Annotated in this window: 14 protein-coding genes and 1 tRNA gene; 5 read left to right on the plus strand and 10 right to left on the minus strand. The window is 34.7% G+C overall.

Annotated features, from left to right (window positions below; genetic code table 11):
- Positions 1 to 32: 32 nt before the first annotated feature.
- Complete coding sequence (locus MSWAN_RS09770; RefSeq protein WP_013826484.1) at positions 33 to 443, minus strand: hypothetical protein; 411 nt, start codon at positions 441 to 443, stop codon at positions 33 to 35.
- 258 nt (positions 444 to 701) lie between these two features.
- Positions 702 to 1,037 (minus strand): hypothetical protein, encoded by a 336-nt coding sequence (locus tag MSWAN_RS09775; RefSeq protein ID WP_013826485.1) that lies wholly within the window; start codon positions 1,035 to 1,037, stop codon positions 702 to 704.
- Positions 1,038 to 1,165: 128 nt separating this feature from the next.
- Between MSWAN_RS09775 and MSWAN_RS09780 the strand changes: the two genes are divergently transcribed.
- Positions 1,166 to 1,573, plus strand: coding sequence for a DUF61 family protein (locus MSWAN_RS09780; protein ID WP_013826486.1), 408 nt, complete (start codon positions 1,166 to 1,168; stop codon positions 1,571 to 1,573).
- 4 nt (positions 1,574 to 1,577) lie between these two features.
- Positions 1,578 to 1,727, plus strand: a complete 150-nt coding sequence (locus MSWAN_RS12970) for a hypothetical protein (RefSeq protein ID WP_013826487.1) — start codon at positions 1,578 to 1,580, stop codon at positions 1,725 to 1,727.
- A 204-nt stretch (positions 1,728 to 1,931) separates the two neighbouring features.
- On the opposite strand, the gene MSWAN_RS09785 is transcribed toward MSWAN_RS12970, so the two are convergent.
- The 8 genes from MSWAN_RS09785 to MSWAN_RS09820 all read right to left on the minus strand — a co-directional run bounded on the left by MSWAN_RS09785 (position 1,932) and on the right by MSWAN_RS09820 (position 7,831).
- Positions 1,932 to 3,059: an ATP-grasp domain-containing protein gene (locus tag MSWAN_RS09785; protein WP_013826488.1), complete on the minus strand. Its 1,128-nt coding sequence runs from the start codon at positions 3,057 to 3,059 to the stop codon at positions 1,932 to 1,934.
- An 82-nt stretch (positions 3,060 to 3,141) separates the two neighbouring features.
- Positions 3,142 to 3,213: transfer RNA gene (locus MSWAN_RS09790), tRNA-Gln, on the minus strand.
- A gap of 78 nt (positions 3,214 to 3,291) precedes the next feature.
- On the minus strand, positions 3,292 to 3,960 hold the full coding sequence (locus tag MSWAN_RS09795) for a CRISPR-associated protein Cas4 (RefSeq protein WP_013826489.1): 669 nt from the start codon (positions 3,958 to 3,960) through the stop codon (positions 3,292 to 3,294).
- 253 nt (positions 3,961 to 4,213) lie between these two features.
- On the minus strand, positions 4,214 to 4,798 hold the full coding sequence (locus tag MSWAN_RS09800) for a hypothetical protein (protein ID WP_013826490.1): 585 nt from the start codon (positions 4,796 to 4,798) through the stop codon (positions 4,214 to 4,216).
- A 334-nt stretch (positions 4,799 to 5,132) separates the two neighbouring features.
- Positions 5,133 to 5,930, minus strand: coding sequence for a cobalt ECF transporter T component CbiQ (gene cbiQ, locus MSWAN_RS09805; RefSeq protein WP_013826491.1), 798 nt, complete (start codon positions 5,928 to 5,930; stop codon positions 5,133 to 5,135).
- A gap of 49 nt (positions 5,931 to 5,979) precedes the next feature.
- A complete protein-coding gene (locus MSWAN_RS09810) occupies positions 5,980 to 6,285 on the minus strand; it encodes a PDGLE domain-containing protein (protein ID WP_013826492.1) in 306 nt (101 codons plus the stop codon).
- Positions 6,282 to 6,983 (minus strand): cobalt transporter CbiM, encoded by a 702-nt coding sequence (gene cbiM, locus MSWAN_RS09815; RefSeq protein WP_013826493.1) that lies wholly within the window; start codon positions 6,981 to 6,983, stop codon positions 6,282 to 6,284. The genes MSWAN_RS09810 and cbiM overlap by 4 nt, the downstream gene beginning before the upstream one ends.
- A 458-nt stretch (positions 6,984 to 7,441) precedes the next feature.
- Complete coding sequence (locus MSWAN_RS09820) at positions 7,442 to 7,831, minus strand: hypothetical protein (protein ID WP_013826494.1); 390 nt, start codon at positions 7,829 to 7,831, stop codon at positions 7,442 to 7,444.
- A gap of 1,271 nt (positions 7,832 to 9,102) precedes the next feature.
- Here MSWAN_RS09820 and MSWAN_RS12910 point away from each other — a divergent pair.
- From MSWAN_RS12910 to MSWAN_RS09835, 3 genes are all read left to right on the plus strand, one after another.
- Entirely contained in the window at positions 9,103 to 9,261 is a 159-nt protein-coding gene (locus MSWAN_RS12910; protein ID WP_013826496.1) for a hypothetical protein, read from the plus strand.
- Positions 9,262 to 9,916: 655 nt separating this feature from the next.
- Positions 9,917 to 13,045, plus strand: coding sequence for an Ig-like domain-containing protein (locus MSWAN_RS12360; RefSeq protein WP_013826497.1), 3,129 nt, complete (start codon positions 9,917 to 9,919; stop codon positions 13,043 to 13,045).
- Positions 13,046 to 13,592: 547 nt separating this feature from the next.
- Positions 13,593 to 14,747 (plus strand): aldo/keto reductase, encoded by a 1,155-nt coding sequence (locus MSWAN_RS09835; RefSeq protein ID WP_048188080.1) that lies wholly within the window; start codon positions 13,593 to 13,595, stop codon positions 14,745 to 14,747.
- Positions 14,748 to 14,787: the final 40 nt, after the last annotated feature.

The raw sequence follows: 14,787 nt of genomic DNA on the forward strand, positions 1-14,787 counted from the left end.
AATTTTAATTTAAAATTGTCGTTTTATCAAAGTTATCCCAATTTTTCCTTAATAAAATCGTTCATAGAGCCCTTTATATTGTCTAACTGACCCATAAGATCGTCTATCATACATTTAATTTCAGAGTAAGATTCAATTTCACCTTGATTATCTGTATCCTGACGTTTCAACGCTTTTATCCGTCGAGATTTGTTTGAACCTCTGAAAACACCGATTATTCCCGAATTCTGTTGCTGGTATTTGTCCATGATCATCCTCTTCTTTTTGAGGTGATCTGATTCAATGGATCGCATATCCACAATAACGCTCTTTTTAAGCTGAATTAATGCCTCTTCTTTCTCATTTAACTCAGCCAGAAGACGCCTTGAATCCGCAATGGACGATACTTCTATATCAATGTCCGCTATTTCAACAAGTATATCATGATAATCCTTGACACTCATTTGTTACACCTTCACTATAAATCGTGAAATAATAATTAAACTATTATTAAAGGAGTTATCCTTAAGATTAAATCCCTTAAGATTAAATCTTTAATTTTTTATAATAAAATTTTATATAAGGTTATAAAGATTAAATGATCTAAAAAAAAGTTTTTAGGGCTTATTTGCATTCCTTAAAGTATTTACTTTCATTGAAAATTCATGTTACCCTAATTTTAACAAATCAACTTGGGCATTAAAAAAAATTTACCCGCTTATTCACCATTTAACTTCAACAACAACATTAATCATACCATCTTTAACTTCACAACGCGTTTTAATATCTTCATTATTTGAATCCATATTCCTTAACTTGTACATAACGTTTGCAAGTGAGATTGTGTTGAAGACCCCCATCTTATTAGCAGGTTTTGATGATATTAAAAGTATGTTTACAACCCCCTCTTCTATTGAGACATTGTAATTTATACCGTTGATGTAAATCGTGTCAGAAAGTCGGAGCAAAAGTTTTATATGTTTTATTGGAAGTCCACTTTTACTTATAATCCTTTTTATTTTATCGTTTTCCCTGCATTGTTCCACATCGATATCCATCTTTATCACCACCTTTTTCTTGTATACATCTCTTTTATTCAATGAGTTGTATACATATTCCGTCAAGTTACAAGTTTGATCTATAAATCAAAAAGTACTATATCACACAAGACAGATAAGTTTAACAAATGACAGGTGATTTCAACCGAGCCGATAAACTGGTAAAAAAACATATCTTGAGTCTTAACAGACACATTCCAAGGCAGAGAAAAACCCTGGAAGAATTACTTAAAGAAGATAGACCCCATGTTGTGGGTGCAGATGGCACAAGGCACAGGTTCAAAACCGCTGAACTTGAGAGACTCGCAGATATAATACCTGAATCAGAACATCATCTCCTAAAACTTCCAATTTACATAGAAATCGAGTCCGCAACATCAGGAGCCATGATAACCGGCAGGATCGAGACAAAAATAGTATGCAAAATCCTTGAGATAGAACCATGTTCCGGGGAGATTTTCATTTACAGACCAGATATAAAAACCTTAAGAAAAGAATTTCCAACAGCAACCCAATATATATTCCTTGTGAGGTAAACAAATGACGCAAGACCCCTTTGAAGATCTAATAAAAGACCCTGACAAACGTGCAAAATTATTCGTGTACCTTACAATTGCAATGATAATATCGACATTCTTGATAGCAATCGGGACAATAATATTTATTCTGCATGTTCTAAAGATAATTTAAGTAGGTTTAATCCATTTTCATTTTATTTTCTACATGAAATTTACTACATGAAATCTTTAAATAACTTTCATAAAATCAGGATAGAAGGATATTGATAGAGTTTTAAAAAGAGTTTGGTTATAAACTACGATAACTAACTTTTCATTAAATGGACTTTTATTACTCTTTAAAAAAGCCTTTATTCTTCTTTAAAAACTAAACATTTCATAATGAAAAACTTCTAAGCGCCTTGTAAACCTTTCCAACAATCATTTTGGCAGAATAAACTGCATCTTCAAGAACTTTATTTGATGTCACAACAGTTGCAACAGGCTCACCTTTTTCTATTATGACGTTTTTGTGGGGAATATCGTAAACTCCCTCAAAATCAAGGTTTCCAACAATGGAGCGCTCCTTTGCAAACACTATCATTTTTACAGCGAACTTTTTAGGGGTGGATACCTCCAAAAGTTCTCCCTGACACGCTTTTATATGGGCTTCAACCATGTTTATGCCCAGAGCTGCCTCAGCACATTCAAATGTTCCTTGAAAACGTGGGTTGACCTCAATAACATAAATATCGTCTCCACTGCGGATCATATCCACTCCATTTGATCCAACAAGATTTAAAGAGTTTACAACACCCTCTGCAATTTCAGAAGTTCCTAAATCATCAGTTGAAGGCGCGATATTTCCACAGTAGCCGTAGGGTTCAATCTGGCCTAATCCTCTGCCAATTATTTGCCTACTTGTTAAAATTGTTCGGGCTTCATGCCCACCTGATAGTACTGAAGCACTGAGACTTTCACCTTCCACAATTTCCTGAAGGATAGCTTCATTTAATGGGAAAGTTATATCTCTATCTTCAAGATTTCTTATGCCTATTCCTCCGGATCCTGAAAGTGGTTTCAGGAGGAATTTTTTATCCTTAAATTCAGATGCAATTTCATATGCTTCATTTAAATCGTGAACAATATGGGTTTCTGGAAGTTTGAATTTCCCTTCAAGTTTCTTGTAAAGTTTGTATTTATCTTCAACACTCCCAACATCCTTATTTCCAATTATCTTATTTTTTGGGAAGTTTTCAGGTGATGCTCCAGATGTACATATTATAAAATCAGTTTCAGTTATAAAGTCCTTTGCGAGATCTCTTAAAGCAACTGAATTAAATCCCTGTACAAATCTACCACAGGACTTGTAGGGTTTTTGGGATAAAACACAGTTTCTGTAATCAGAACACTGCATTAAATCCTTTGTACAGAAGTAGTCAACAGAATAAACAGTATATCCAAGTTTTTTTAAAGAACAAGCTACGGGTCTTGTGTTTGCACCTACAACAAGCGCTTTTTCCATGAAATTACCTTTATAACATTGATATATAAAATTTGAGGAAATAGAAATTTTAGTCATAATTTAATTTGAGATATAAATTTAGCAGTCCCGAGCGGAGTCGAACCGCCGTCTCCGGCTCCAAAGGCCAGAAGGATTGCCACTACCCCACGGGACTAAAACTAAAAAAGACCGCACTGCGGTAATCTGTTTTTTGTACAGATGTCATATTTAAGTGTATCGACGTGATTTTATCCTAAAAATCCATTTTCTTATCACACAAATTATTAAACCTGCATCTCCTGCACTTATTGGGATTTTTGGTGGGAATAAATTCTATATTTCCCAGTAAAAGTTCATGAACACGGTTTATAAGATTTATTGTGTTTTTCTCAGCTGCATCATCAAAGTAAGCGGACCAGTAAACATTATCCGTACCTCTCTGGCGCAGAGCCCCTATTATCTTTCTACCATCGTCAACCATGTCTTTGAAGGCCAGACAGTAGCCGTAAACCTGGTTGATGCTGGAGTAGTAGGGCACTGTTCCAGGTTTGTCATCGATGATTACAAATTCATCAGGGGTCATCCACACTTCGTCTATGAACCCACGAATACCATAATGTGCAGAGAGGACTGGAAGTTCCCTTGAAAGGATCTCTGCACTTTGTGATGTTTCCAGCATCTCTTCAAATGTTGCAGGTTCTGCCCCTTCCCTGAAATTCGCCTCCAATGTGGCGTGTTCTGTTGTACCTTTAACCATGGCCCGGGTTGGTTTCACTTCAATGCCCTTGACGTTTTCAAGGTAAATACCGTATTCACAGAAGCCCTGCTTGTTGAGCCAGCTTATGGGAAAGTTGTTTTTGTTTTCGATTATCTTAACCTGGGATATATTTGGGTGTGGAATGGATTTGCTGCCCTTTTTCATATTATTATCCCCTAAATGGACATATTTTGAATTAAACTTATATTCGTCATACATTTATATGTTACAGTTAGAGTCAATAAAATAAAATCATTGTGCAAGAGTGTATGATAAATAAACTAAAACTATTAATTTAAAATAAAAAGTTTGATCCATGCAGATTCATAAAAAAAACTGGTTTTGAAACATCAAAGTTGTATCTTTATTCTGCTGATCTTTATTTCGTAACAATAACCCTAATTCATTCCTTTAACTCTTATTTACCCTCTTCATCCTGTTCTTTTTTGCCGCTGTTCCCTAAACGACTTTTTAAAGTGGACCAGATATCTTTATCCTTCTGCATGTTGAGTTCATCTTCCAGGATCTTGCTCTTTTCAACTTCAAGGTCATGTTCCTTCTTCAAAAGATAGTACTTGGTCTTTTTATCTTCAAGCTGCCTTGAAAGTTCGTTATTTTTTTCTTCCAGGGTTTTGATCCGTTCATCCTCAAGCCGCAGCTTCTTATTGGTTTTAGCATTTTTAGAGACAGCAGCCTTGTAGGATTTTGACAGTTCGTTGTGTTTCCACTCAAGTTCTGCAAGCTCCTTTTCATAATCCTCCATACTGTTTCGATATCCCTTAAGATTATCCAGGTAGGCACCCAGTTCAGACACTTCTTCTCCCACTAATTCACTGAACTGTTTTTTGGGTATTATGAAAACTTCTTCGCTACACTCCATATCATCAGACTTTTTTAGAGGTATAAGATACTGATTGTACTCATAGATCTTAGTTCTACCCCCAACCGTCTTTTTGGTCCTTTTTTTATAGCATTTAACAGCCGATTTTATTACCTTTACCATCAACACTACTCCAATTACAATTCACAGCCATAATAAGTTATTTAATCTTTACTAACACTATTAAGATCAATCCTTTTATAATTAACTTCTTTATATCTTTTTTACAAATTCTAATGTAGAACACATTATATTTGGAGGGTTTACTTTTATCTTTTTTGATTTTAATTGTGTAAAGCCGACGTTAATGATCTACCTTACTTATCATTAATATCAACATCTCAAAACTGAAAAATATTTTCTAAAAGAGTTTTTGAAGTCTCTTGATTTTTGAATATTTCTAGAAAGGAATTAAAAAAATACTGTAAGTGAAAAAAGTTAAAAAACTAGAAACTTCTTAAATAAGAGAAGAAAATTTCATAAATTCCAGACCCAATATTAAAGCTATGGTTACACCTATAAAGATAAAATCTCTTGACTCAAGCTTTTTGCTTGCACTGTAGATTTCTGATTGTTCCGAGTAACCCCTACTTAGCATGCTGAAGTAAGCTGTTTCTCCCTTTTCAAATGCGCGCAAGAACATCATAGCTATTGTGTAAGCTACCTGTTTTACTCTCCACAAGTACGCTGTTTTCCTGTTAAATATGTCAAAATTTCTACTTTTTTGAGCATTTCTTATCCTTTCAAGTTCATCGTAGAACATGAATAGGTACCGGATAAAAAGGCTGAATATCATTGCTAAATCCCGGGGCATTCCCAGTTTCTTAAAAGAATCAACAACTTCTTGCATTGGACTTAAAGATGATAAGAGCACTATACAGGTCAATGAAACAACCAACCTAGACATCAACAAAATTCCAAATGTAAGTCCTTGTGATGTAACACTTATTCCTAAAGGTAAAGTATAAATGATCGTACCTGGATGTATGAATGGCTGAAATACAGCTATTGCCCCACCGAACGGTAGTATCAACAATATTTTCATAAAGGAATCTTTAAGAGAAAGATGTGATACTGATATGAGTGCTGTTAAATAGATCTCCATGAGAGCCAGAACGATCAGATCTGTAGTATAAACAGCGTATACTATAAGAGCTATCAAAATCACCAACTTAACCCTACCATCCAAGGCATGAAGAACACTGTTCTTTTGGGTTATTTTTTCAAGTTCGATGATCGATCCTATTCCACTCATATTTTTCCTCTTTTAGTTATTATTTCTAAAAAAAATAAAAATTGAAAGATTATTTAGATTTTTCAATGGGTTTCCTTCTTTTAAGTACTACAGAAACAAAGTACCCCAGTCCAAGTGCAACTAAAACTCCGACAATTAAAGCAACTACTCCTGATAAAGGACCGTCGCCTAATACGGGTATAACATAATCCTTGAAAGGTGCTTCATAACTTCCAGACTCACTGGTCGTAGATATTTGTTCTGCAGACTTTTCCAATCCATCCGGATTACCTGAAGCTATGAAAGGCGCAAGAACGGCAATAATCCCACAAACTATTAAACCCACAACGATTAATTTTTTGTCTTTAGGAGTCATTTTGCTTTCACCTCAGTAAGGTCCGGTTCTGGTTCTACATCAACTGTTTTTTTCTTGGTGTTCCAAGCTAATAGATCTGGCCGCAGTTGTTCAAGAGCAAGTATCACCACCACAGTTAAGACGCCCTCTATTACACCAATCACAGAGTGATAAAGACCCATGAACATCAATCCTAATCCTAATGGGAATGTTCCAGCCAACCACATTTCTACTGCAACCGCTTCAGCGGCTATAAATATGGATAACCATGATGCTATGAATATTGAAGCTATTTTAGCTTTATTTTCAGAAACTATTTTTCCCAGTGGTTTTCTGAGAGCTTTAAATGAGTAAAGTCCCACACATCCACCTATAATTCCCATATTCAATACATTGGCACCCCAAGCTGTTACTCCCCCATCTCCAAAAACCAAAGCCTGAACAAGTAACACCAATGCAAATATTATAACCGCTGATTCAGGAGCCATAAATATAATAGCTACCAACGCTCCACCTACCATATGTCCACTTGTTCCCCATGGTATAGGGACGTTCATAGACATTATGGCAAATATACCTGCGGCTAAAACTGCCATTAAAGGAACTCTCTTTTCATCAAGATTTTTTCTAGCCCACCGCATAGAAAAGTACAATGCCACAAAGGTTATAACCATATATATGGGCCATTGCCAAGATAAAAATCCATCTGGTATATGCATTATTCATCCTCCTTTTATTTTTATAGAAAACAAAAGCTTATAAATGTTTCATATGGTATTACTCAACCTTTATTTTAGAGGGTTAATGTAATACTCACTCAAAGCATTTTTTAAAGCTTTTTAGCCTCATAAAGAGGTTACTGAACTTTTATAATATAAATGTTTCTATAGGTATTACTATTTTTAGATTTCAAAGAATAAAAATAATACATAACTTATTACTAAAACCCAAATTTAAGGAATAAAGGTAATAAATCCCGTAGATAACAAGTTCCTTGTATATAATGAAATGATTTAATGAAACCATTTTACAGAAATTTTAAATTCATTTCATATACCTTTTTTTTATTCCAATTTATCTATAAACTAAATTAAAATGAGTAAACACACAGAACACTTAAACCTCTAAAATATAAAAAAATTAGAATATAAACTTATATTGGCTTAATCTAACATTATTAAACCGACCTTCCTACCAGGACAACTTCAAACTCATCCATATCCACACTTCCTATTGTACGCAAACATTCCTCGCCATGCATCTTTTTGAGCTCATCCGGACTTATACCACTGGTTTCTTCAAGACCTCTGAGGAAATATTTGAAATCAGGACCTAATTCTTCCCTTATTCTGTAACCCCTCCCAAGACACATAAGGTCTTGCTGGTCGAATTGGGATGTTAAATCCTTTATTTTAGCCTGTAAAACTTTTGTGGGATATTTATAAGATCCCATCTCCAATGCAACTACAATGTGCAACGGGATTTCCAGTTCCCTTGCAAGTTCAGCCTGTGTTTTTCCTGTGTTTTTCCTGTAGCCCAAAACTAAATACTTTAACCCATCTTCCATGGTTTCTGCCTCCTTAAAAATTTAATTAACTCATAATTTTTAATATTTTTAAATTAAGTTCTATTGTTAGGAATGAGTATATACAGGGCATCATCGGATACATTTGAGCGAATGATTCAGATATGCCCCATATATACTTTAATTTACGTAGGGATCCAACTAAATTTTGCTTATTGGATCCCCTCGTCTACACCAAGGAGGAAATGGTTTGGTGAAATTAATAATTAATAAAATTCTTTCAAATTCATTTAATTCACATTACTTAAACTGTTTTTCTTCCTAACATTCAATACTTGGTCTTTTTAATATTTAATACTTTCTAATTAATTTTTATTATTACTTTTGGCCCAAAATTCAGGTCCTTTGTAATACCAAATATGTTTTTAATACTATTTTAAAATTAGGACTGTATTTTAGTACCAACACATGAAAACAGATTAATATTTCATAGTTTAAAAAAAGTTTAGGGAAAGATATCTAATCTTTCCATGTGCTTGTTTTTCTGAAATTAAGGTGTAATTATTTGAATAAATCCTTTGGCATTAACGTTGACAATTAAAATGCCTTTTACTTGTGTATTATTAAAAGTAAAGTTTTCGGATAAGGGATTGGTTTCATTCGCTAAATTAATAGTTTTCTGGACAACGACGCTTTTGTTATAACCTGCTATAAAGTCTGTATTGTTTCCATTTATGGCAACAGTCACTGGAACAGTATTTAAAAGGTATATATTCACATATGATGTATTCAAATTAGGGTTAAGTTTCGTCAAATTTTCGCATTGAACCTTAATGCTACTTGTTCCATTAGGTACTGTGATATTTTGTGCACCTATGTAGTTTGGAAATTGGCCCGATAGATTGTATTGATATAATATAATATATTTTCGTTGTTTATACAACCTGATGCAAAAACAACAATCAATATGGATATTGCTCCTATAATCATTATTCCAGCTTTCAAAGAATCTCTCCTTATTATTAAAAGATTCACTTATATTACGCTTATAATTCTATAAAAAAATTGATATATATTTTTTGATAATAATCTTCTTAAAAAAACATAAAGTAACACCAAAAATAACTGTACATCTACAATAATGCAAAGTCGGAATTTCATTTTGTTTAAATAGAAAAAGTCCCAATTCCCTTTTTTATTTAGAAAGCTTTCTATTTTATAATTCAAAATAAATAGTTATTTACATTTTAAAATAAATATATTTATTATAGTATGATAAAAATTAGGGGATTAAAATCAAAGGAGGTGAAAAAATGGAACCTGCAAAAATGAGCGGTAGCGCGATGTTAGTGCTCGGTATTATTATCGCAATTGTCATCGTCTTACTTCCCTCCTTTATATACATTTATGCATGGTTAGCTGCAATATTGCTGATCATTGGTGGCCTTTTTACAATGTTGGCTGGGGGCTAATTTTAAACCTTGAGAACTTAATCTTTTTATTTTTTTTAAGTGTTTTAGTAAACAAGTTACCTCAAGATTTTCATAAATGTTTTGAACATAAAAAAACCCCTCTTCATAGTATGTATAATTTTTTTCTTCGTTATAGTTCAGTTAAACGAAATAAGTTTACAGATTTTGAAAATAAATTTTTTAAAGATCCTAATCTGACCTTTATGGTTAATGATAATTGAACAGTTTTTAGGGTTATGTTTTGTAATTGGTTTTATGTGATTATATTAATACTAATTAAAGTATATTTATTATTTGAGTATGTTTACATGTATAAATCTGTTCAATATGGATTTGTTTTTTGGTAGGATAGCTTTTTTAATTTTAGAATATGATTATTCACTATAATTGTCCTTATTTACGGTCATTGAACCGAAAGTTTTATATTTCGTAATGTATTACCTTGATCTTGGATATGAAATAATGTATTAAAATTGAACACCGTAGTTTACATAAAAAAACCGCCAATAGCTAGTACTTTCACAAATCTTCACAAATACTTTTTAATTATCCTTTTTTGTGAATTTTGGAAAGTTTTTACTAATTTTCATTTATAAGTCAATTTAATATCCAATTATTTCATCTCCGGAAATACAATAAAGGAGGTAAAAAAGCAATGAAAACAGGAAAAAATAAACAATTACTCCCCCAGATTTCATTAATACTCCTGAGCGTTGTAGTCCTATTCTCTTTTGGCGTTAACGCTGCAGCTGCAGCAGACCAATCCCAAATTTACGTCAGCACCCAGGGAAACAATAGCTGGGACGGACAAAGTGCCACATGGAACGGCGATATGAGTGGACCCAAAGCCACAATAACCAACGCTACAAGCACTGTTGCAACAAATGGAACAGTTTACATAGCAAATGGAACCTACTACGAATCTGGAATAAATATCAACACCAACATGACAATTATAGGGGAAAACCAACAGAACACCATAATCAACGGAACACAAAGCGGAAACTCAATATTCATCATTGCATCCGGATTGAACGTCACTATCAACAATTTAACACTCACACAAGGCCAAAGCAATAATGGTGGTGCAATCTACAACAATGGAACTTTAACTATAGCCAACAGCACATTCAACAACAACAACGCAACAGAGTTTGGTGGAGCCATCTGCAACCAGGGTGGAACTTTAACGGTGACCAACAGCACACTCAATAAAAACACCGCACAGCTTGGCGGAGCTATCTGCAGTAGGTATGGTAACGTAACTCTTACAAGTAACATATTCAACAACAACATCGCGCAGCTTGGCGGTGGAGCCATCTGCAACTATGAAGGTAACTTAACAGTGGCCAACAGTACACTCAGTAACAACACCGCAAATTTAACTGGTGGAGCCATCATGAATTTTGGAAATTTAACGGTAACTAACAACACATTTACAGGCAACACCGCACAGACTGATTGTGGTGGAGCCATCTGCAACGGGGATGGTAACATAACTCTCACAGACAACACATTTACAGGCAACACCGCACAAAATGGTGGTGGAGCCATTTACATTGCAGAGGGTAACATAACTGTCACAAATAATACATTTAACAGTAACACCGCATCAGGTGGTGGAGCTATCTGGAATTATGGTACATTAAATGTGACTACTAGTAACTTCAACAACAACACCGCAGAAAATGGTGGAGCCATATTCAATTGTGGTGGTATACATGTGACAAGTAGTACATTCAAGAACAACACCGCAACTGACACAACAACAATTTATGGAAGTGGTGGAGCCATCTGGAATTATGGTGGTGATTCTACTTCCAGAGTTGTTAATTTCAACTGGATTGTTGGAAATAGTCCGAACAACAGTGAAATCTACAGTACAAATGGAACAATAGACGCTACGCTTAACTGGTGGGGTTCAAATGTTCCATCAGGTTTCGTGGCAGGTAATGTTACTGTCACACCTTGGTTAGTTTTGAATGTCACAGTGGATCCTATTACTATATTGAATGGTGGTAATTCAACTGTAACAGTGGATTTGCAGCATGATTCTAATGGAACTTATCATGATCCTAATGAGGGTCATGTGCCGGATGGTATACCAGTAACTTTCACAGGAACTCTCGGAAATCTTAACCAACCATCCACCACACTACTTAATGGCCAAGCAACATCATTATTCACAGCAAAAAGTGCAGTTACAGCTAAAGCTAGTATCACAGCAACAATCGATAACTACTCAGCTTCAACCCCGATCACAGTGAATTCGAGATCACCACCTACAGTAACTGTAGTTGACCCTGCAAATGGTGCAGTGAATGTGGCCATTAATAAGGTGATTAGAGTTACCTTTAATGAATCGATCATAAAAGGTACTGGTTGGATAGAGCTTGTAACTAGTAATGGTTCGGTTGTACCAAGTACATGGTCTATAAGTGGTAATGTGTTGACTGTAAATGTTAACAGCACTTTAACTCATGGAATTAAATATATGGTGCTTATCCATACAGGCAGTGTAACAGATCTAGCTGGTAACATTGTGGCTGGTTATGTGTCCCGTTTCACCACGAGCACTGATGTTACTGTACCTGCTGTTAGAAGTGTGGATCCTGCAAACAACGCTGTGAACGTAGCTGCAAATAAAGTGATTAAAGTCACATTTAAAGAAACAGTCAAAACAGGCACAGGTTGGATCGAGCTTGTAAATAATAATGGTACGATTGTACCAAGTACATGGTCTATCAATGGTAATATATTGACCGTAACACCCAACAGTACCTTAACTAAAGGAACTAAATATCTTTTGCTCGTTCATACAGGCAGTGTAACAGATCTAGCCGGTAACAACGTGAAAAGTTACGTATCCCGTTTCACTGTGGACACCGTTGCACCTACCGTGAAAGTTGTGGATCCTGCAAACAATGCTGTGAGCGTGGCAGTGAATAAGGTGATTAAGGTCACTTTCAGTGAATCAATCAAAGCAGGTACTGGTTGGATAGAACTCCAAAACAGTAATGGCACGGTTGTACCAAGTACATGGTCTATCAATGGTAATATATTGACCGTAACACCCAACAGTACCCTAACTAAAGGAACTAAATATCTTTTGCTCGTTCATACAGGCAGTGTAACGGATCTAGCCGGTAACAACATGAAAGGTTACGTATCCAGATTCACAACAGTTAGCCAATCAACCTCAATAATTCTAGGCAGTACAAGTTATGGTTACGTAGAAAAAGAGGTTTATGGAAATCAAAGTTCTAACCAGACTGTAGTTATTATAGTAGGCGTGCATCCAATGGAAAGTGGAATGCATACTGCAGTTTTTAATGCTTTAACAAGCAAGTCATCTAATCTCAGTAAAAGATACGTTATTTACAGGGTTCATGTAACTAAAGATGCCAGTGATTACAGTAAAGGCAGAATGAACGGACAATTATTGGCTCAAAAATTCGTAGTCCCTGATGTTTCCAGTGAAAATCCTATATTAGTTGTAGATGTCCACGAAGATCATTATAAATCAAGTGGTTATGCTTATTGTCGGTTTTTATATCCTATTTCAAGTGACGATAAAACCTTAAGCTATGCTAAAAAGATAACCGGTGCAATGTCGTTTTTAACGATATACAGCCCCCCAAATCCTACAAGTACACAATACGTTACGGTGCCTATTGCAAATAAAGGGATACCTACGCTGATCTATGAAACTTACGCATATGATTCATTGACCAAAAAAGCATCCGATGCAAACGCTTTTATTAACGCATTAGACAGGTTGTAGATACATTCATTACATCAGTTAAACTTTAGTCCTACAGGAGGATTTATTCTGCCCCTCAAAATGTATTTCTGGCTGCAAATGTCCTAAAAAACATTAAATCTTCATTTTTCTTTTTTTAATGGTGTTGAAATTTATTTGAATTTTCATAAATTGAAATGCATTAAGTCTAATATTTCCTTTAAATAGAATCAATAATCTATATTATAATTGAATATTTCAAAATAAGCTTAAATAATGGCCAATTTTCAATAATATTTAACAAGAATATGTTGATTATTATAAATTCCTATTTCTATTAAAATTTTGAGGATAAACTTCACAAACATCTTGTATTCATATTAAAACTATAATTTATATTTCGATTTTCCATTCTCTCCATTCAAAGTTAATTAACGAAACAAATGAATTAGAACTAAGATTAAAAAAGGAATATCTAAGAACTTAATATATAATTAAACAGAATTTACACAGTTTATTAAAATAACTTTATAATCAAATTTTTATGAGAAGTAAATTTGCTTCTAAAACCTGTTGGGGTGATGAGTACATGTTATACAGAAAATTGGGATCAACAAAGGAAGAAGTTTCAATACTAGGTTTTGGATGTATGCGACTTCCAGTTTTGGATGATAAACCAGATAAAATTGATAATAAATTAGCCACTTCCATGATTCACTATGCCATTGATAATGGCGTGAATTATATTGATACAGCCTATCCTTACCATGGTAATTCACTTTCTGAAGGTGGGATGAGCGAAGTCTTTCTTGGGGAAGCACTCAAGGGAGGTTACAGAGAAAAGGTAACCCTTGCAACAAAACTGCCAAGCTGGATTATAGAAGACAAGAAAGACTTTGAATTTTATTTAAATCAACAGTTGGACAGACTTCAAACAGATAAAATAGATTTTTACCTTTTACATACCCTAAACAGGACTTACTGGCCTAAACTTGAGAATTTAGGGGTAACTGACTTTTTAGATGCTGCCATTGCAGACGAGAAGATAAAATATACTGGTTTTTCTTTTCATGACGATTTTGAGGTTTTACCTGAAATTATCAGCGCTTACAATTGGGATGTCTGCCAGCTCCAGTACAATTACATGGACAAAAACTATCAGGCAGGGATAGACGGTCTCAGATATGCTTCAGATCAGGGATTAGGGGTGGTGGTGATGGAACCTCTCAAAGGCGGTGTTCTTGCCAATAACGTACCTCTTGAAGTTCAATCCATCTGGGATATGGCAGAAATAAAAAGAACACCTGTTGAATGGGCTTTCAGATACCTCTGGGATGACCCTCAAATTGATGTGGTACTCAGTGGGATGTCCAGCATAGAGCAAGTCGTAGAAAACATTAAAATTGCAGATGAAGGACATCCTAACTCTTTAACCTTTGATGAAAAGGACCTTATAAGAGAGGCAAAGTACGAGTACAGACAAAGAATTAAGGTTGGATGCACAGGCTGCGGTTACTGCATGCCCTGCCCCTCAGGCGTGGACATACCTCATGTTTTAAATCAACTGAATCATTTTTACATGTTCGATGATCCATCCGGAGCCAGGTCTCATTATTATGGCATCTTAAAAGAATCGGAAAGAGCCATTAACTGCACAGAATGTGGTGAATGTGAAAAACAATGCCCTCAGGGAGTTTCCATAATAAAAAGTCTTAAAGAAGTGGTTGAAAAATTTGGCAGTTGAATCTTAAAGCGAATTAAAAAAAAAATAAAAAAGGGGAAAC

Source organism: Methanobacterium paludis, assembly GCF_000214725.1.
Taxonomy (GTDB): domain Archaea; phylum Methanobacteriota; class Methanobacteria; order Methanobacteriales; family Methanobacteriaceae; genus Methanobacterium_C; species Methanobacterium_C paludis.